Below are 19933 nucleotides of genomic sequence, written 5' to 3' on the forward strand. Positions count from 1 at the left end.
ACAACAGCCATCAAGCGCCCTTACTCATCCATCAAGGAGCCCCAAATGAACAGCCACAAACCAGAATGGCAGGTGATAGTTGACCTGCTGAGAGACACCAATCCCATCCTGCTGAACCGGATCGGCCGCAAGATGATGAACTATCTCTACAAGCGCAACATCTCCCGGATCGAGGGGTTGATGAAGCGCCTGGACTCCACCTCCACCGACTGGGAGTACAGCGAGAACCAGCCCATGCCCCGCCTGAACCAGGTGTTGCTGCAGGAGATAATGGACGAGGTGTTCACCATCGCCGCCCAGGAGGTCAACGCCGAGGAGATCTCCCGGATGATCAGCCTGTGGGTCAAGCACGAGCAGGCCCGCTTCCTGGCCATGGCCGCCGAAAAAAGGGACGTCTCCCTGGCCGAGATCACGGAGGCCGTCACCCGCTTCAGCCTGATGTCCGACGCCCAGAAGAGCCTGTCGCCCGAGGAACGCATCGGGGTCCGGGTGGCCCTGATCCGGCGCTTCTTCAGCGAGGACCTGGATTATATCAACACCACCAAGCGATACGTGACGGTGTTCGATTTCGCCCCGGTGCTGTCCCGCACCATCGGCCCGGCCATCGGCAACGGCAAGCTGGGCGGCAAGGCGGCCGGCCTGTTCCGGGCCGAGAAGATCCTGCTGGCCGCCAAGAAGAACACCATCGCCCTGCGCAACCTGACCATCCCCAAGACCTGGTATGTCACCTCCGATGGCATCCTGGACTTCCTGCATTTCAACGCCCTGGAGGAGATGCCCACCATCAAGTACCGCGACCCGGTGGAGATCCGCCAGGAGTACCCCTACATCGAGCAGATCTTCAAGAACTCCTCCATGTCGCCGGAGATCATCGCCGGCCTGAGCCTGGCCCTGGACGATTTCGGCGACCGTCCGCTGGTGGTGCGCTCCTCCAGCCTGCTGGAGGACACCCTGGGCTCCTCCTTTGCCGGAAAATACAAGAGCCTGTTCGTGGCCAACCAGGGCACCAAGCGCGAGAAGCTGGAGGCCCTGATCGATGCCATCGAGGAGGTGTACGCCAGCGTCTTCGGGCCGGACCCCATCGAGTACCGCCGGGAGCGGGGCCTGCTGGATTTCAACGAGGAGATGGCCATCGTCATCCAGGAGGTGGTGGGGCAGCGGGTGGGGCGTTATTTCTTTCCGGCCTATGCCGGGGTGGCCTTCAGCTCCAACGAGTTCCGCTGGTCGCCCCGCATCAGGCGGGAGGACGGCATCATCCGGCTGGTGGCCGGCCTGGGCACCCGGGCGGTGGACCGGATGGGCGACGATTATCCGGCCCTGGTCTGTCCCGGCCAGCCCGGCTTGAGGGTGAACGCCAGCCCCGAGGAGGTGTTGTGGTATTCCCAGAAGAATATCGACGTCATCAACCTGACCACCCACCGTTTCGAGACCATCAACTTCGAGAAGCTGGTGCAGGAGTATGGCCAGGAGTATCCGGCCCTGCCCCAGATCATCTCCATCTACCAGGATGGCCAGATGTTCACCCCGGTGGGCACCATGATAGATTACGACAAGGGGACGCCGGTGGTCACCTTCTCCAAACTGCTGACCCACGGCCCCTTCATCCCCCAGATCAAGGCCATACTGGAGATCCTCAGCAAGGAACTGGGCTGGCCGGTGGACATAGAATTCGCCTGCGACGGCGACATCCATAAGCTGTACCTGCTGCAGTGCCGGCCCCAGAGCCAATCGGGCGGGGTGCATAATATCCCGGTGCCCAAGGATGTGCCCCGGGACGATATTCTGTTCACCGCCGACAAGTTCGTCACCACCGCCCAGGTGGAGGACATCGAATACCTGGTCTACGTGGACCCGGCGGAATACGATTCCCTGCCCACCATGGAGGAATTAATCCAGGTGGGGCGGACCATTGGTGAGCTGAACAATAAGCTTCCGCGCCAGAAGTTCATTCTGATGGGGCCGGGCCGCTGGGGCAGCCGGGGAGACATCAAGCTGGGGGTCCGGGTGGGCTATTCGGACATCAACAACACCGCCATGCTGATCGAGGTGGCCAAGAAGAAGAAGGATTACGTGCCCGAGGTCTCATTCGGCACCCATTTCTTCCAGGATCTGGTGGAGGCCAGGATCCGCTACCTCCCGCTGTATCCCGACGAGAAGAACATGGTGTTCAACGAGAAGTTCTTCCAAGACGCGCCGAACCTGCTGAAGAGGATATTGCCGGAATTCAAGAAGCTGGAAAAGGTCATCAAGGTGATCAATGTCTCCAAGATGATGGCCGACGCCACCGTCTCGGTGATCATGGACGGCGACAACGACCAGGCCCTGGGGTTCATTAAAAGGAAATAGACACCCTGGGCAGAATAAATACCGCTATCGCTATTTATAAACAAAACCTATTGATAGCCTTGTCTTTTTAACCACTTAATCATTCAAGAGAAGATCAAAAACATGAACAGAATAATATTGGCACTTATTCTAGGCTTTTGGTTAAGTCCGGCGCTCGCCCGATCTGGTGATGTATATGAAAACAGACTGGGGCAATTGGAGAAGGAGCTGTCCCAGATGCTCCCGGATAGCGAGCCCGGGGCGTCGGTTATCATCACCCACGGCAATAGGATAATATTCGATAAGTATTATGGCTTGGCAGATCTGGAGTCCGGCCAAAAACTCAACTCCGGCCATGTTCTGGGTATCGCCTCCATGTCAAAACAATTCACCGGGATGGCGGTTCTTTTCCTGGTGCAGGAAGGCAAACTGAAGCTGGACGATGATATCACCAAATATTTTCCGGAATTGCCCCTGGCCGGCAGGAAAATCACCATTCAGCAGCTGCTTTCACATACCAGCGGGCTGCCCGAGCTGACCCAAAACGATGAATTCATGAACAGCATCGATAAGGCTCATACCGTCGACCAGATCATTGACCTGGCCTTCAAAGGCGAGTTCCGCGGCGAGCCGGGTGAGAAATATATCTACTGCAATACCGGCTACACCATAATCGTGGCCCTGATAGAAAAGCTCAGTAAAATGGATTATGCCGCCTTTCTAAAGGAAAAAATATTCAAGCCGTTGAAAATGAACGACACCTACGCCTGCGATTTCAAAAATGACGCAGTGAATGCTGTCCAGCGATATCTTCCCGATTCGGCGGGGTTCCGGAAGGCCAGGGTTATGCACTTCTCAAATCTGATCGGAGGAGGAGGCGTGATATCCAACTCCCGGGATATGGCAAAATGGGAAATGGCCTTGCTCTCCGGCAAAAAATTGCCCCAAAACTACCAAAAACTTTGGGAGCCGATTTTATTGAATTCCGGAAAATCAACCGATTACGGGTTGGGCCTGGGGGTCAGCGACCTTGACGGCAAAAAGTTTTATTATCATCCCGGAATGGGCGACGGAATGAATTCGATCGATCTGATTTTCCCCGATTACGATCTGACCATCACCGTCATCCGCAATATCTCCAAACCAAAACATTCGTCAAACGACATCTCGCTGCTGGCGGCAAAATATTTGTTGACTAATGAGTGAACCCTTTGGATGTCAACGGTGACCATCGGCAAAATAAATGATACCTTATAAGACAAAGCCCCCGTTATTAACGGGGGCTTTGTCTTATCGCTGGTCTATCTGGTCATCTTTTATATTAAAATACTCGGGTGCGCTTTCCACCTATCATATCTTCCACTCCACCTTATAGCGGCACACCGTGCCGCCGGTGGCCCGGCATTCTTCCTCGATTATTTTTACATCCCTGGCCCCGCACATCTTTAGGGCCTCCTTGTACCAGCCCACCACCGTCAGACAGTCGGGGATGGAATAGGTCTCGGCCTTATGGGTGGTGATCACCCCGGAATTGGGCCCGGTGGCCTGGTAATCCCGGTAGCCGGTGTCGTAATAGAACTTGTAGATGGAGCCGGTCTTCCTCATGAAAGACTGGGGATCGCCCGGCGCCAGGAAGGTCCGGTGTTCCTTGGCCAGGCTCTTCTGGGCCGACTTGGCCCCCAGCTGCTCGAACACCAGGCTGTCGCCCTTGCCCAGCACCTTGACGATGGCCTTGTCGATATGGTCGCCGATCTCGAAGGGATACCACTGGCTGGAAAGGATGGATTCGCCTATCAGCTGCTGGTCCTCCTGTGACAGGCCGTTCAGCACCTTTTCCCAGGCTCCCGGGCCGAAGTTTTCGTTGACGAACTCCTTGCGGGCGGCTATGATCATGCCCTTGATCTTCATGGCCTCCGTTCTAAGCAATGTTCAATGGTGTGATTATAAAAGACCGGGCTATTAAAGTCAATGGCATTGATATAGCTATTTAACGACAAAGCCCCCGCTTTCGGCGGGGGCCTTGATATTTCCGTGATTGGAACTGCTTACTTGCCCGCTTTTTTCGCCTTCTTGGCCAATCGTTTTTCCATCAGGGATTTCCCGGCCTTCTTTTTGCCGTCCTTTTTAATGTCCTGATCTTTAGCCATGGTCCTTCTCCGCTTTTAAAATTATATTTTGTCCCGGCCTTTAATGAGGCAATTGTATATCCCCGCTTGTTTTTTGTCAACATATTTTTTGGGTTGGAATGCCCAGCCACAAACGAACCAGAGCCCCGCATCACTGCGGGGCTCTTTTATGCTCCCTTCCCTCACGGGGAAGGGTTGGAGCCTGCGCTGAAACAAGCAAAGCGCTTAACTTTTGAAGCGTTAGGTCCCTATTCTATACCACGCCCTGGGCCACCATGGCCTTGGCCACTTTGACGAACCCGGCGATGTTGGCGCCCGCCAGATAATCGCCCTTGGTGGCGTAGGTCTCGGAGGCATCCAGGCACTGCTGGTGGATGGCCTGCATGATCCTCTGCAGCTTCTGGTCCACTTCCTCGCGGTTCCAGTACCAGCGGGAGCTCTGCTGGGCCATCTCCAGCCCGGAGGTGGCCACGCCGCCGGCGTTGGCCGCCTTGGCCGGTCCGTACAGCACGTTGTTGTCCTGGTAGATCTTGATGGCCGCCAGGTCGGAGGGCATGTTGGCCCCTTCGGAGACCAGGAAGCAGCCGTTCTTGACCATGGCCTGGGCATGCTCGGCATTGATCTCGTTCTGGGTGGCCGAGGGGAAGGCGCAGTCGAACTTAATGCCCTGTTCCTTGACCACGTCCCAGACGCTCTTGCCCTCGTAATACTTGGCGCTCTTATACTTGTCGGCGTATTCCTTGGCCCGGCCGCGCTTGACCTCGGCCAGCTCCATGACGTATTTCAGCTTCTCGGCGCTGATGCCTTCCTCGTCGATGATGGTGCCACTGGAGTCGGAGATCGACAGGGCCTTGCCGCCCAGCTGGTTGATCTTCTCGATGGTATATTGGGTGACGTTGCCCTTGCCGGAAACTATGCAGCGCAGGCCCTTGTAATCCTTCTTGCGGGTGGCCAGCATCTCGGCCCCGAAATACACCGACCCGTAGCCGGTGGCCTCGGGCCGGATCAGCGATCCGCCGTATTCCCGGGCCCGGCCGGTCAGCACGCCGGTGAACTCGTTGCGGATCTTTTTATAATATCCGTACAGGTAGCCTATCTCTCGGCCACCCACTCCGATGTCTCCGGCTGGCACGTCCACGTCGGCTCCGATGTGGCGGAATAATTCGCGCATGAAGGACTGGGTGAACTTCATCACCTCCAGATCGCTCTTGCCCTTGGGATCAAAATCCGAGCCGCCCTTGCCGCCGCCCATGGCCAGGGTGGTCAGGCTGTTCTTGAATATTTGCTCGAAGCCCAGGAACTTGATGATCCCCAGGTTGACCGAGGGATGGAAGCGCAGGCCGCCCTTGTAGGGTCCGATGGCGTTGTTGAACTGGACCCGGAATCCCTTGTTGACCTGGACCTCGCCCTTGTCGTCCACCCAGGGCACCCGGAACATGACCACCCGGTCCGGCTCGCAGATCCGCTCGTAGATCTTCCATTTGACGAACTCGGGGTGCTTGGCTACGGTGGGTTCCAGGGTCTTCATGACCTCCTCTACCGCTTGGTGGAACTCCGGCTCTCCCGGATTCTTGGCCTTGACCTTGGCGATCACGTCGGTGATGTGGGACATTGGCATCTCCTTAAAAGTTAATGGTTAAAAGGGGCATTGTTATAAAATAACATTTGGGGCCCGTTAAACTTTGTATTATATATCCTTAATTTCAAAGTGTCAAGACAAATATAACCGGTTTTTGGGGCCCTCTTTTAGCGCCAGGCGACCTGTTTCTCTTTCAGATAGCGGTGCATATCATCGGCCGCCAGCCGGGCCATGCCCATGGCCGAAATGACGGTGGCCGAGCCGGTGACGATGTCCCCTCCGGCCCAGACCCCCGGCAGGTTGGTGCGGCCCGCAGGCGTCAGCGGTTTGATGTATCCCATCTGGTTCCTCTCGATGTCGGGGAAACCGGAAAAGACCACCGGATTGGGTCCGGCGCCCACCGCCACGATCACCAGGTCGGTGTCTATCAAAAAGTTCGATCCGGCGATGGGTATCGGCCTGGGGCGGCCCGAGGAATCCGGCTCGCCCAGCTTCATCTGGACGCATTCTATCTGGCGCACCCAACGCTGATCATCGCCGATGAACCGCACCGGATTGGTCATCAGCCGGAATCTTATGCCCTCCTCCTCGGCATGATGGATCTCCTCCAGCCGGGCCGGCATCTCGCTCCGGGAGCGGCGGTAGACGATGGTGGCCTCCCGGCTTCCCATCCGCAGGGCGGTCCGGGCACAGTCCATGGCCACGTTTCCGGCGCCCACCACCACCACCTGGCGGCCCTTGGGGGCCGGAGTGTCGTAATCCGGAAAGGCATAGGCCTTCATCAGGTTCAGCCGGGTGAGGTATTCGTTGGCCGAATAGATGTTGCACAGGTTCTCACCGGGGATGCTCATGAACACCGGGAGACCGGCCCCCACCGCCAGATAGACGGCCCGGTAGCCCATCTCCCGAAGGTCGTTCAGGTCGAACAGGCGGCCGATCAGGGAATTGAGCTCTATCTTGACCCCCATCCGGCGCAGGTAGTTGATCTCGGCCTCCACGATGGCCTTGGGCAGGCGGAATTCTGGAATGCCGTAGACCAGCACCCCTCCGGGCTTGTGCAGCGCCTCGTACAGGGTGACGCTGTAGCCCTTGCCCACCATGTCGGCGGCCAGGGTCAGGCCGGCCGGCCCGCTTCCCACCACTGCTATTTTGGTTTCGTTGGCCGGAGCCTTTCTGGGGATTACCACCGACTGTGTCTCCCGCTCCATATCGGCCGCAAAACGCTCCAGGCTGCCGATGGCCACCGGGGTCTCCTTCAGGGCCAGGATGCAGTTTTTCTCGCACTGATCCTCCTGAGGGCAGACTCGTCCGCAGATGGCCGGCAGGGCGTTCTTCTCCTTGATCTTCTGGGCGGCCTCGGCGAATTTCTCCTGCTTGATCAAGCCGATGAACCCGGGAATGTCGATGTCCACCGGGCACCCGATGCGGCACTTGGGATCCTTGCAGTTCAGGCAGCGATGGGCCTCGATCAGGGCCGTCTCCCTGGTGAACCCATAGGGCACCTCCTGGAAATTGCGGATCCTCAGGAGCGCATCCTGTTCCGGCACCCTCTGCCGGGCCACCTTGGGTTTGATCCTCAGCTGGTCGGCCCGGGATATCCCGTGCCAGCGGCAGCCGACCTTGGTGCAGATATAGAAAGGTATCAGCCGGGAATGGACGGTGATCATTATCTTGGCGGCCGGTGAATCGCATTCCCCGCAGTGGGCCCCGGGCTCGATCAGCGAAGCCTGGCACAGGGGGCAGGACAGGTCCTCCATCACCTGGCCCTCGGCCAGCTCCAGTCCGGACCGCTGTTCAAACTCGTCCACCTTGGGGCTTAAAAACAGCTCATCCTTCCGCCCCCCGGAAGTGATATTCAGGCGGAACCAGGTCTTATTGGACTTCGGCTCGTAAAGGTTCAGCCCCTGGTGGCAGTGCGGACAGTAGATGGTGAACTCGGTGCCGGGGGCGATCTTGTCGATCTGGTCTTTCTTCAATTCTGACATGATCGGCTCATTATCATTTGGCTCTGATGGAGAACAGGAGCGAGGTCTTCTCGTCCCTGCCGTAGGTGTTGTTGCGCTGGATCAGTTCGTCGAAATCCACCTGATGCCCGTCAAAGTGCGGCCCCTCGACGCAGGCGAACCTGGTCTTGCCCCCCACCGACACCCGGCAGGCCCCGCACATTCCGGTGGCGTCCACCATCACCGGATTCAGGCTGACCAGGGTCTTGATGTTGTACAGCTTGGTCTGCTGGCACACCGCCCGCATCATCACCAGCGGACCCACCGCGATCACCAGGTCGATCGGCTCGGGATCATCACGCTCCACCAGGGTCTTCAGGGCGTCGGTCACCAGACCGTGCATCCCGTAGCTGCCGTCGTCGGTGACGACGATCAGCTGCTGGCAGAGGTTTTTCATCTCATCCTCCAGTATCAGAAGGTCCCGCTCCCGGGCGCCGATGATGCCCACCAGCTTATTGCCGGCGGCCCCATAGCCCTGCAGCAGGTGGTGCAGAACCGCAATGCCCGAGCCGCCGCCTATGCCGACGACGGTCCCCAGTTTGGTGAACTCCTCGGTGACGCCCAGCGGTCCCACCAGGTCCTTGATGGCGTCCCCCACCTTGAGCGACCCCAGCAGGGCGGTGGATTTCCCGATCACCATGAAGATGATGGTGATGGTGCCGTGCGACAGGTCCTTGTAGGCCACGGTCAGGGGGATCCGTTCGCCGGTCTCGTTGATCCTCAGCACCACGAATTGCCCGGGTTTGATCTTTCGGGCGATCTGGGGGGCCTCCACCGTGATCAGCACCATGTTGCCCTTGGCCAGTTCCTGGCGGTCTATTATGGGATACATCTTACCACTCCTGGCTGTCTTCCAGCATTATCATTTTGGTATCCTCCCCCGAGATCCCGTGCCAGGTGCAGCCCTTGCGGAGACAGATGAAGAAGGTGATAAGTTTGTGCATGGCTCCCACCGTGACCTTGGCTATCCGCGATCCGCACCGGTCGCATTTCTTAAGCTTCTCCAGCAGGGAGTGGTCGCAGTGCGGGCATCGCAGGTCCCTGACCTCCTCCCCGTGGGGTATCTCGATGGTCGAGCTGTTGGTGAACACATTAAGATAGGGCGATAGCAGCAACATCCCTTCTTCCCCGCCCCGGCCCACCACCGTAAAGGTCAGCGAGCAGTGGTTTATCAAGGTATGCTTGCAATGCGGGCAATAGGACTGCAGAAAGCTGCCGCTGGCCATGATCTCTTTTGCGTCTGGCTCCTCGACTGCCGGCCCTTTCCTGCCTGGCAGGACTTGCTGCCGATCCCCGCCCAGGGCATAGGTGTCGTAGAACTTGGTCAGGGCCTTGTTCAAGTCCTCGAACTCCAGGAAGTGCTTCTTGCATCCCTTGCGGGAACAGATGAAGACCTTGCCCCCCTCCTCCAACATCATCGGCACCATGGGGGCGCCGCAGACCTCGCACTGGCTGGAGCTCTTCAATGCCGCCTGGCAATGGGGGCAGGATATCCTGACCAGGGCATCCTGGGCGATGGGAAACTCGCTTTCCACTTTGTAGCTGCCATAGACCGGCGAGAGCCTCAGCCATCCTTTCTTTCCCCGGACATCCACCCTCAAGCCGATGGCGGGCTGGCCGTCGACCTTGTGCGCCTTATCCATCAGGCTTTTGCGGCAGGACGGGCACTTTACTTTCAATGCTACCTGAGAAGCCATGCTTTCTCCTCCTTCTTCTGAATTTAGCCGGTCCTTAACTATTTATTACACTACAATACTTTCCCTGATGACACAATAGGGGATACCCTGATTTATGGCCTCGAAATACCTTAGCTGCCGAATATCGAATATTTTCTGCATCCGGATTAAATTTTGGGACCAAACCATTGTTTTCTATTTTCAGTACCTGGCCGCGATCGGCATCCGGCGGCCGCCCCCGAAGGCCTTGCCGGTGACCTTGATCCCCGGAGCCGCCTGTTGGCGCTTGTATTCGTTCTGGCGGACGGTTCTTGCCACCCACTCCACCGTATCCCTGTCCAGCCCCTGGCCAACCAGCTGGTCGACCGACAGATCGTCTTCCAAATACCCCTCCAGGATCCTGTCGAGGATCTCGTATGGCGGCAGGGTGTCCTGGTCCTTCTGGCCGGCCCTCAGCTCGGCCGAGGGGGGCTTGGTGATCACGGCCCGGGGAATGATCTCCCGCTCCCGGTTGATGTGTTCGGCCAGCCGGTAGACGGTGGTCTTGGGGACATCGGATATCACCGCCAGCCCGCCGCTCATGTCGCCGTAAAGCGTGCAGTAGCCCACCGCCAGTTCGCTCTTGTTGCCGGTGGTCAGCACCAGGCGGCCGAACTTGTTGGAGAAGGCCATCAGGATGTTGCCCCTTATCCGGGCCTGGATGTTCTCCTCGGCGATGTCCGGCGCCCGGCCCTCGAAATGGGGCTCCAGCGTCTCCAGGTATTTTTCGTAGACCTCGATGATGGATATCTCCTTGAGCGCGATGCCCAGCTTGTCTGCCAGCTTGCGGGAATCATCCACGCTTCCCTGCGACGAGAAGGGCGAGGGCATGGTGATGCCCAGCACGTTGTCCGGCCCCAAAGCCTGGGCGGCGATGGCCGCCACCACCGCCGAATCGATCCCTCCGGAAAGCCCCACCACCGCCTGGTTAAAGCCGCACTTGCGGAAATAATCCCGCACTCCCAGTTTCAAGGCTGAATATATCGATCCGATCTCATCCTGAACCGGCGGTTCGGCAAATTTGCCCGGCAGGGAACTGTCGATGGTCACCACCTCCTCCTGGAATGCCGGCAGCGACCAGGCCATTTGCCCGTTTTTGTCCACCCCGAAGCTCCGGCCGTCGAACACCAGCTCGTCGTTTCCGCCGACCTGGTTGATATAGATGAACGGCAGCCCGTGTTTTTTGGCGTGCCGTCCGATCAGTTCGAACCTGGCCCTTTCCTTGCCGGACTCGAAGGGAGAGGCCGAGATGTTTATCAGCAGGCTGGCCCCCATCTTGGCCAGGTCGGCCACCGGATCGTAATCGTAAGGCTGGCGCTTGGGCCACAGGTCGGGATGGTTCCAGGCGTCCTCGCAGATTGATAGGCCCAGCTTTTCACCCTTGAACTCGATCAGCCCCGCCGAATCCGCCGGGTCGAAATACCTGGCCTCGTCGAAAACGTCATAGCTGGGCAGCAGGGTCTTGTGCTGGGCTATCGACTGCCTGCCGTTATGGATGAATATGGCCGAATTGTACAGTCCCTTGCCGCTGTCCCTGCCGGTCGGAGCGGGTGCCCCGATTATCAGTCCGGTCTCCGGATATTCCCGGGAGAACTCTGCCAGATCATTGATGGCGGCGCTGCAGCGCTGTATGAACCAGGACTTCTCCAGCAGGTCCCGGGGCGGGTAGCCGGTCAGGAACAGTTCGGGAAAAACTATCAGGTCGGGCCTCTGGGCCCTGGTCTGGGCCAGGATGCCGGTGATCTTCTTGGCATTTCCCTCAATATCGCCCACCAGTGGGTTAAGCTGACAGATGGTTATCTTCAATTTTCAATTCCCTAAAATAATTTAAGCCAGGGTTTATATATACTTTGTGAACTTTGCGTCTTTGCGGTAAAAAACCCTCCTGTCCTGAACATTAAGATACCTGAATTCAAAATCAATGTCAAGCAGGATTTTCCAAACAAAAAGCCGTGGCTTATGTAAGCCACGGCTTGAAATGAATTTGATGGTCAATCCTGCTTCACCGCCAGCTGGCTGGCGGCCTCCACCAGCTTGATGAACTCGGCCCGGTACCCCTCGGTGTCATTCCCCCGGGAATTTCTGGCCAGCTCCAGCACCTGCCTATAGCTGGCCTTTCCCTTGTGCTCCGAATCCCTCAGCAGCAGGCCGAACTCGGCCACCGCCGAGGCGAAGCGCAGGTCCTCGGGAAGCATGGCCAGATCCGCCCCGCCGTCACGGACCGGTTTGGACATCATCTGGCTGGTCTGCCCGTCGGGGTCCTTGTAGCGCAGTTTGACCGTCATCAGTTCACCGGAGTGTTTGACGTTGGGCTTGCCCTGAACCTTCTGGTATTTTAGATCGTCGACCTGGGAAAATTTTTCGTTGGAGCCGGCCGGCACCAGCTCGTACAGCGCGGTGACGGTGTGGCCCACCCCCAGCTCCCCGGCGTCCTTCCTGTCGTCGTTGAAATCCTCCTTGTTGAGCATCCGGTTCTCGTATCCGATCAGCTTGTAGGCCTTGACCCGGGCCGGGTTGAACTCCACCTGGATCTTGACGTCCTTGGCGATGGTGAACAGGGTCCCGGCCATCTGGTTGACCAGCACCTTTTTGGCCTCGGTGATGTTGTCGATGTAGGCGTAATTGCCGTTGCCCTTGTCGGCCAGCTGTTCCATCCGGGAATCCTTCAGGTTGCCGCTGCCGAAGCCCAGCACCGATAAAAATATCCCGGCCTCGCGCTTTTGCTCGATCATCCTGATCAGCTCGGAGGTGGACGAGACGCCCACATTGAAATCGCCGTCGGTGGCCAGTATCACCCGGTTGTTGCCGCCCTTGATGAAGTTCTCCCCGGCCACCTTGTAGGCCAGCTGGATCCCGGCCGCCCCGGCGGTGCAGCCTCCGGCCTCCAGTTTATCGAGGATGTCGAGAATGGCCTTCTTGTCCCTGCCCGAAGTGGACGGCAGGACCAGCCCCTCGGAGCTGGCGTAGACCGCAATGGCGATCCGGTCGTTGGGGCGGAGCTGATTGACCAGCATCTTGAAGGCCGACTTTAAAAGAGGCAGTTTGTCCGGGCTCTGCATGGATCCGGAGACGTCTATCAAAAAGACCAGGTTGCTGGGGGGCAGTTTATCGCGGGATATCTCCCGGCCCTTGATCCCTATCCTCACCATCCGGTGTCCGTTGTTCCAGGGGCAGGGGCCGGCATCGGCGATGATGGAGAAGGGACGGCCGTCGTCCGGCAGGGGATAATTATAATCGAAGTAGTTGATCAGCTCTTCGATGCGGACCGCATCCTTGGGAGGCAGCTGTCCGTAATTGAGGAAACGCCGGACGTTGGCATAGGAGGCCGGGTCGACGTCGATGGAGAAGGTGGACAGCGGGTTCTGGGTGACCTCCAGAAAGCGGTTCTCGTAGATCCGGGAGTATTCCTCGGTGTTGTAGTCCGGCGGAAGGTAATAACCGCCGGTCTGATCGCAGGCCGAAGGGGCCATCTTGCAGCAGGCCATCTCGTAGCTGCGCGATTGCGGACCTTTTCCCTCGTCCTTGACCAGCCCCAGGTTTTGCAGCAGGGTCTTGCTCTGAAGCTTCAATTTGAATTCCACCTTGACCGTGGAGTTGGCCTTCACCTTAAGCTTTTTGGACTGGCTTTGATAACCGGCCAGGCTGGCCTCCACAGTGTAGACCCCTTCGGAAAGACCTGTGAACTGGTAGTGCCCAACCTTATCGCAAACTGCGACATAGGATGTACCGGGGATTCTCAGCGCAACGCCCGCCAGTAGATTGTTGTTGGCATTGTCCCTTACCGTACAATCGATAATGCCGGTCCCGGCGGCGCCGATAAGGCTGGCCGAGATCAAGGCCAGGCCCGCGGCGGCGATCAGGGGGAGGATCCTGCTTTTCATCTTGGTTTCTCCGGTTTATGGGTTGATTATTGAGTTGACTGCCCAATATACCGCCCACCGGATAAATATATTCCCAACATTTTATTTTTCTTGGATACAATATTGTAGGGGCAGGTCTGAGACCTGCCCCTACGGTTTGGCGTTTCAAACGGAAAACCCCGGTTTCCCGGGGCTTTGGTAAATTATTGATACTATTTAATATTCCTTTATGATCATCTCGCTGAGCGATCTTTTCGGCACATGATGCACCTGCTTATCGTCCCGCCAGTATTCGATCTTCCCGCCCGGCCCGATATCCTCTATCACCACCGTCTCGGCCGGCTTGCCCAGGGCTATCACCAACGGGATCTCGTATTGTTCATCGATCTCAAGCGCCTTTCTTAATCCCTCCCGGTTGACCGAGGCCAGCACGCATCCGCCCAAACCCTTTTCCACCGCTCCCAACAGGATACTCTGGGCGCAGATACCGGCATCGTAATACAATTTGCCGGGGCAGACGGACGTATCCCACAGCATGATGATATAGGCCGAAGGCCGCTGGCCCTGGGCCGGGCCGGTCCAGTCCTTCAGGTATTTGGCCCAGGCCAGGAACGGGAAAACGGTTTCATTGATCTTGGGATCGGCAATGAGGATATACTTCAGCGGCTGAAGATTGCCGGCCGAGCCGGACAGCCTGGCCAGTTCCGCCAGTTCCCGCAGGGTAGGCAGATCGATCCTGTGACCCTGGTCGAACCTCCGATAGCTCCGGTTCTTCAGGATAATGTCTTTTAACATGATTTTATCGATTTTTCGGATTAAATCATTCATGTAGGGTATGGTTTCAAACCATCCCCTACATGATATCAACGCCATGAATAAAAGGTTATTTCTTCCCCTTAAAAACGAACCTCCCGCCCTTGTTGATATACCCCCACACCCCCCCGGTGACGCTGCCCTTGGCATTCATCTCCCCGCCGATGTTCACCAGAGCCAGGCCGTCTTTAAAATCCCAGGCGAAATCGAATTTGTTATCGATGACCATCCGGCCCTTCCGGTCTATGAAGCCCCACCTGCCGCCAGCCACCATGCCGTTCTCGTTCATCTTTCCCCCTTTGTTGACCAGGGCCAGCCCCTCGGAAAAATCCATGGCCCCGTCGTACTGGGGCACGATCATCACTTCACCGGTCCGGTTGATATAGCCCCGCTTGCCGCCCACCCTGACCGCCGCCAGGCCTTCATGAAAATCGGAGCCGGCATCGAAATGCGGAGCGATGGCCAGCACTCCGGAAGTGTCCATATAGCCCCATTTCTGACCGCTTTTGACCGAGGCCAGCCCTTCCGAAAAGGCGTTGGCATCCTCAAAGTATAATTGGCTGATCTTGTTGCCGGACCTGTCTATGAACCAGATCTTGTCGTCCAGCCGCACCACCGCCCGGCCCTGGGAGAAATTGGAGGCATAGACGTATTGAGGCTCAATGACCATTTTCCCGGTTTGATCTATATACCCGTATTTGTCATTCTCCCTCACCGGGGCCAAGCCCTCGGAGAAGTTCCGGGCGTCATTGTATCTTATTTCTATGATGATCTTGCCCTGCTGGTCTATGTATCCGTATTTATCGTTCAGCCGGACCAGGGCCAACCCCTGGGAAAAACTGCGGGCATCGTCGTACTGCGGTTCGACCACCATCTTGCCCTGGCGGTCTATGTACCCCCGTTTGCCGTCCGACAACAACCCCAGCTCGTTGACCTTCCCGCCGATGTTGACCAGCGCCAGCCCCTGGGAGAAATCCTTGGCGTCGTCGAACTGCGGATTTATGACCACCTTGCCACGGGCATCGATGTATCCCCATTTGCCGCCGATCACATAGCCCATCTCGTTCTTGCTGCCGCCGATGTTGACCAGGGCCAGCTCCTCCGAAAAGTTGAAGGCCCAGTCGAACTCCGGCTTGATGGTCATCCTGCCCCGGGCGTTGATATAACCGAATTTCCCGGCAGACATGACTGGAAAAAGCTTGACCTGCTCATCAGCCCCGATGCCCAGCGGCCCGGCCATTATGATCAGGCCCGTTAAAAGGACAGTGGCTTTTTTCATTTTACCCTCCAATTTACTTATCTTCGCAGCCCCCGCAGCAGCTTCCATGCTCATGTTCATGATCATGTTCGTGGTCGTGTCCGCAGTCACCGTGCCCGCCGCCGCAGCTCCCGCAGCCTTTATGATAGCCCTCCGGCACCTCTCCGGCCTCGATCAGTTTGAGGTCGAAGGTCAGGTCCTTGCCGGCCAGGGGATGGTTGGCGTCCAGGGTGGCGTGGGTCTGGCTTAGGGCGGTGATGGTCACCGGGACCTGCTGGCCATCCTCCATGCTCAAATGAACCCTCTTGCCCAGCTCCGGTTTGGCATTGGGACCGAACTTGTCCAGCTCCACCTCCACCACCATTTTGGAATGGTGCGGACCGTAGGCCTGGTCGGCCGGGATGGTCACTTTTTTGCTCTCGTCCACCTTCATGCCGTCGATGGCCTTATCAAATCCCGGGATCACCTGCCCCGAGCCCAGGATGAACTCCAACGGCTCGCCGCCCTCGGAGGTATCGAATACCGTTCCGTCGCCAAAGGTCCCGGTGTAGTGCACTTTTACCAGATCGCCTGATTTTGCCTGAATCATCTGTTATTCCTTGTTATAATTGAAATTTCTCTCGCCTTTAGAATAAGGGAGCTTTGCTGATTTTAAGGATAATCTATTTATTGCGGTATGTCAATTGATATTTTCAAACAAGCAAACAGCCCAGGCCTTGCGCCTGGGCTGTTTTATTTATGATCCTGTTTATCGAAGCAATCCCTCTTTCCTCTTCAGCTCGGCCGCCTTCTTCTCCATCACATCCGAAGCGAACCCGGCAGCGATGGCCTTGCCCTTCTTCAAGGTGGGCAGGCCGAATTGCTTTTGACCGGCCTTTCCCTGGGGCAGGTTTGGCAGGGCTGAGCCTCCCAGCTCTATCAGCACCTGCTTGGTGGTCTTCCCTGAGGCCGGCTGAATTCCGGCTTTGAGGTGCTGCAGCCGCCCCTCGCTATTGACGAAACTGCCGTCGCTCTCGGCAAAGCTTGACGCCGGCAGGACGATGTCGGCCAGCTTGGCGGTCTCGGTCAGGAACAGGTCGCAGACAATGAGTTTTTCCAGCTTGGCCAGAGCGGTCTTGATCTTGTCCCCGTTCTCCAGGCTGCCGGCCGGGTCCTCGTTGAGCAGCACCGCGGCCTTTATCTTGCCCTTCAGTATCCCGGAAGCCTCGATGTTGACAAAGCGGTCCACCCCGTTGGCGTTGGCCTTGGCCCGCAGGGCGATGAAATTCTCCGGAACATCCATCAGCAGAAGGATGTTGGCAATGGCCTTGATGGTTTCGGGATCCACTGCATCGGCGTTGAATGCCAATATTGAATTCTGGTCTTCCAACAGCAGTTTGGCCAGGCTCTCGATATCGGCCTTCTTCAATCCGCTGTTGGTTGTCACCGCGGCGGCGCTGAGCTTGCCCAGGACCTTGGCCAGTTCCTTGTATCCGGGATATTTGGACCGGCACTTGGCCAGCAGGGCTTTGAGCACTCCGTTCAGGGCGAAGGACAACCCGCCTTTTTTAATGACCAGTTCCTGTGCGGCGATCTCGCCCAGCTTGGTGGCCTTCTCCTGCAGGGAGTAAACCTTGGATCCTTGTTTGACCGCCTTTCTGATCATCTGGGAGAACACCGGCTGCTCGGCATAGGCATCGGACCCGATCAGGAAAATGGTCTTGGCCTCGGACAGCGACTGGTAACCCCTGCCGTTGGCCTTGCCTAAAATATTCTCCATGGCATTCAGCGGCTGGCCGTTCTCAGTATGAGCAAAACTGCCGAACTGTCTGACGCCCTTCTTCTCGGCCCAGGAGCGCAGGCCCTCGGCCTCTTCGAGGCTGGTCCGGCCGGAGGCGAATACCGCCACCGAATCCGGCCCGTATTTCTTGACCACGGCGTCGATATCGGAATTGACCTTGTTTATGGCCTCGGACCAGGCGATCTCCTGGTGCTTGGCTCCGGCTTTGGCCAGCGGTGCGGTCAAGCGTTCGGGGGAATGAATGAGTTCGAACCCGAATTTGCCCTTGAAGCACAGCGAGCCCTGGCTGACCGGGCTGTCCTCGCTGCCGGTGACCCGGACCACCTTGTTGTCCATGATATTCAGGTCCAGACCGCAGCCCACTCCGCAGAAGGTGCAAACCGAGGGGACCTTCTCCATCTTCCAGGGCGAGGGCTTGATGTGCCGCACCCTCTCGGTCAGCGCCCCCACCGGGCAGGTCTCGATGCAGACCCCGCAGGACACGCAGGGCGACTCGGGATATGGCTTCTCCATGGTGGGCGCCACGATGGCGTTGAATCCCCGGTAGACGAAGCCCAAGGCCGCCGCCCCCACCACCTCCAGGCACATCCTGACGCAGCGGCCGCACATCACGCATTTGCTCTGGTCGCGCACCAGGAAGGGATGGCTGTGGTCGATGGGATGCTGCTTGACCTCGCCCATGAAGCGTTGGACCATCACGTCATAGACCGTGGCGTAATCGCGTAGCTTGCACTCCTGCATGTCGGCGCAGCCGCACTCCAGGCAGCGCTTGGCCTCCTCGATGGCGGTAAGGCGTGAGAAGCCCTTCTCCACCTCGTCGAAATTCCTTCTCTGGGAGGGCTCCAGCATCGGCATCTTGGCCTTGGCCTTTTTGGGCTCATCGGCGAACAGCTCCTTGGGCACCTGGTTGATCTTGCCCTTGGTGATGTTGTATTGTTTGGTTTTCTTGATTATCTTTCCGGTCCTCAGATATTCGTCAATGCCCTGGGCCGCCTGGCGGGCCCCTCCGATGGCCTCCACCACGGTGGCCGCCCCGGTGGCCATGTCCCCGGCGGCAAATACCTTGGGATCGGCGGTAGCCCCGGTCTGGGGATCGGTCTCCAGGGTGCTCCAGCGGGTCACTTTCAGATTGTGATTCTCACCCAATCCGGACAGGTCGGGGCTCTGCCCGATGCAGGAGATGATCAGGTCGGCCTCGATATGAAAGTCTGAATTCTGGACCGGCACCGGACGGCGGCGGCCCGAGGCGTCCGGCTCTCCCAGCTCCATCTTCTGGCAGGAGATGGCCCCGTTCTGGTCGTGGCTGCAGGCGATCACCCGGGTGGGTGCGGTCAGGAACTGGAACTTGACCCCCTCGTGCTTGGCCTCCTCGATCTCGAAGGGGTTGGCCGGCATCTCCTTTTCCGAGCGGCGGTAGACGATGAACACCTCCTCGGCCCCCAGCCGCAGCGAGGTTCGGGCCGCGTCGATGGCGGTGTTGCCGCCGCCGATCACCGCCACCTTTTTGCCCACGTTGAATTTCTCGCCCAAGGTCAGGCGCTTAAGAAAATCGATCCCGGCCACTACCCCGCGGTCCTCCTCGTTCTCCACCCCCATCCGGGAGGAGGCGTGGGCCCCCATGCCCAGGAAGACCGCGTCATACTGTTCTTTCAGGCCTTCCAGGGTGATGTCCTGGCCCAATTTCTGATTATATTTTATCTCCACCCCCAGGTCGGTGACGGTCTTGACCTCCTGGTCCAGCACCTCCTTGGGCAGGCGGTACTGCGGAATGCCGTAGCGCAGCCATCCGCCGGACTTGGGCAGGGCCTCGAAGATGGTGACGGCGTGACCCTTTTGGCGCAGATAGTAGGCGGCAGTCAGCCCGGCCGGGCCGGCCCCCACCACCGCCACCTTCTTGCCGCTGTCGGGCGCCACCGGTGGCAGGTATGGCCGGCCGGAGTTGAGGTCGAGATCGGCCGCATGCCGCTTGAGGTAGCAGATGGACACCGGCTCCTCCACCAGGTTGCGGCGGCACTCGGTCTCGCAGGGATGGGGGCAGACCCTTCCCAGCGAGGCCGGCAGGGGAAGGGTCTCCTTGATCAGCTTGATGGCCTCGGCCTCCATGCCGTTGGCGATCAGCGCGCTGTAGCCCTGGACGTCGCAGCCGGCCGGGCAGGTGTCCACGCAGGGAGCGATGCAGTCGCCGTAGTGGTTGGACAGCAGCAGGCCCAGCGCCATCTGGCGGGCGGCCTTCACCCGGTCGTTCTCGGTCTCCACCACCATCCCGTCCATCACCTTGGTGGCGCAGGCCGGCACGAAGCCCCGGGCGTTCTTGACCTCCACCAGGCACACCCAGCAGGAGCCGTAGGGCTCCAGCTTGCTGTCATGGCACAGGGTGGGGATGAAGGCCCCCTGGTCCCTGGCCACCTCGACTATGGTCTGATTGGAATCGCAGGCGATCTGTTTGCCGTTGAATGTGATGTTTATCTGCATTT

The 19933-nt window shown here is 58.3% G+C and carries 13 protein-coding genes; 2 read left to right on the forward strand and 11 right to left on the reverse strand.

All coding sequences use genetic code 11. The features are described 5' to 3' along the window. The first annotated feature begins 45 nt into the window (after positions 1-45). Together RDU76_02995 and RDU76_03000 are read left to right on the forward strand one after the other, a co-directional pair. Positions 46-2346 carry a PEP/pyruvate-binding domain-containing protein gene (locus RDU76_02995; GenBank protein MDQ7797896.1) on the forward strand — a complete coding sequence of 767 codons (2301 nt, stop codon included), beginning with the start codon at positions 46-48 and terminating at the stop codon, positions 2344-2346. 216 nt (positions 2347-2562) lie between these two features. After that, entirely contained in the window at positions 2563-3531 is a 969-nt protein-coding gene (locus RDU76_03000; GenBank protein MDQ7797897.1) for a serine hydrolase domain-containing protein, read from the forward strand. 144 nt (positions 3532-3675) lie between these two features. Here the strand turns inward: RDU76_03000 and RDU76_03005 are convergent, their stop codons facing one another. The 11 genes from RDU76_03005 to RDU76_03055 all read right to left on the reverse strand — a co-directional run bounded on the left by RDU76_03005 (position 3676) and on the right by RDU76_03055 (position 19931). Continuing rightward, positions 3676-4233 (reverse strand): hypothetical protein, encoded by a 558-nt coding sequence (locus tag RDU76_03005; protein MDQ7797898.1) that lies wholly within the window; start codon positions 4231-4233, stop codon positions 3676-3678. Positions 4234-4704: 471 nt separating this feature from the next. After that, entirely contained in the window at positions 4705-6063 is a 1359-nt protein-coding gene (gene gdhA / locus RDU76_03010; protein ID MDQ7797899.1) for an NADP-specific glutamate dehydrogenase, read from the reverse strand. Positions 6064-6197: 134 nt separating this feature from the next. Continuing rightward, on the reverse strand, positions 6198-8015 hold the full coding sequence (gene gltA, locus RDU76_03015; GenBank protein ID MDQ7797900.1) for an NADPH-dependent glutamate synthase: 1818 nt from the start codon (positions 8013-8015) through the stop codon (positions 6198-6200). A 13-nt stretch (positions 8016-8028) separates the two neighbouring features. Further along, positions 8029-8865 (reverse strand): sulfide/dihydroorotate dehydrogenase-like FAD/NAD-binding protein, encoded by an 837-nt coding sequence (locus tag RDU76_03020; GenBank protein MDQ7797901.1) that lies wholly within the window; start codon positions 8863-8865, stop codon positions 8029-8031. 1 nt (position 8866) lies between these two features. After that, positions 8867-9730, reverse strand: coding sequence for a class I tRNA ligase family protein (locus RDU76_03025; GenBank protein MDQ7797902.1), 864 nt, complete (start codon positions 9728-9730; stop codon positions 8867-8869). 180 nt (positions 9731-9910) lie between these two features. After that, positions 9911-11554 (reverse strand): NAD+ synthase, encoded by a 1644-nt coding sequence (locus RDU76_03030; GenBank protein MDQ7797903.1) that lies wholly within the window; start codon positions 11552-11554, stop codon positions 9911-9913. Positions 11555-11739: 185 nt separating this feature from the next. Further along, entirely contained in the window at positions 11740-13629 is a 1890-nt protein-coding gene (locus tag RDU76_03035) for a von Willebrand factor type A domain-containing protein (protein MDQ7797904.1), read from the reverse strand. Positions 13630-13824: 195 nt separating this feature from the next. Then, entirely contained in the window at positions 13825-14403 is a 579-nt protein-coding gene (locus RDU76_03040) for a nitroreductase family protein (GenBank protein MDQ7797905.1), read from the reverse strand. A gap of 88 nt (positions 14404-14491) precedes the next feature. Then, positions 14492-15700: a WG repeat-containing protein gene (locus RDU76_03045; GenBank protein MDQ7797906.1), complete on the reverse strand. Its 1209-nt coding sequence runs from the start codon at positions 15698-15700 to the stop codon at positions 14492-14494. A gap of 13 nt (positions 15701-15713) precedes the next feature. Then, the gene (locus tag RDU76_03050) at positions 15714-16268 is read right to left on the reverse strand and encodes a peptidylprolyl isomerase (GenBank protein MDQ7797907.1); all 555 of its coding nucleotides are present in this window, start codon (positions 16266-16268) and stop codon (positions 15714-15716) included. A 159-nt stretch (positions 16269-16427) separates the two neighbouring features. Beyond that, a complete protein-coding gene (locus tag RDU76_03055; protein ID MDQ7797908.1) occupies positions 16428-19931 on the reverse strand; it encodes an NAD(P)-binding protein in 3504 nt (1167 codons plus the stop codon). Positions 19932-19933: the final 2 nt, after the last annotated feature.

It is taken from the genome of Candidatus Edwardsbacteria bacterium, from assembly GCA_031082425.1.
GTDB lineage: Bacteria > Edwardsbacteria > AC1 > AC1 > EtOH8 > UBA2226.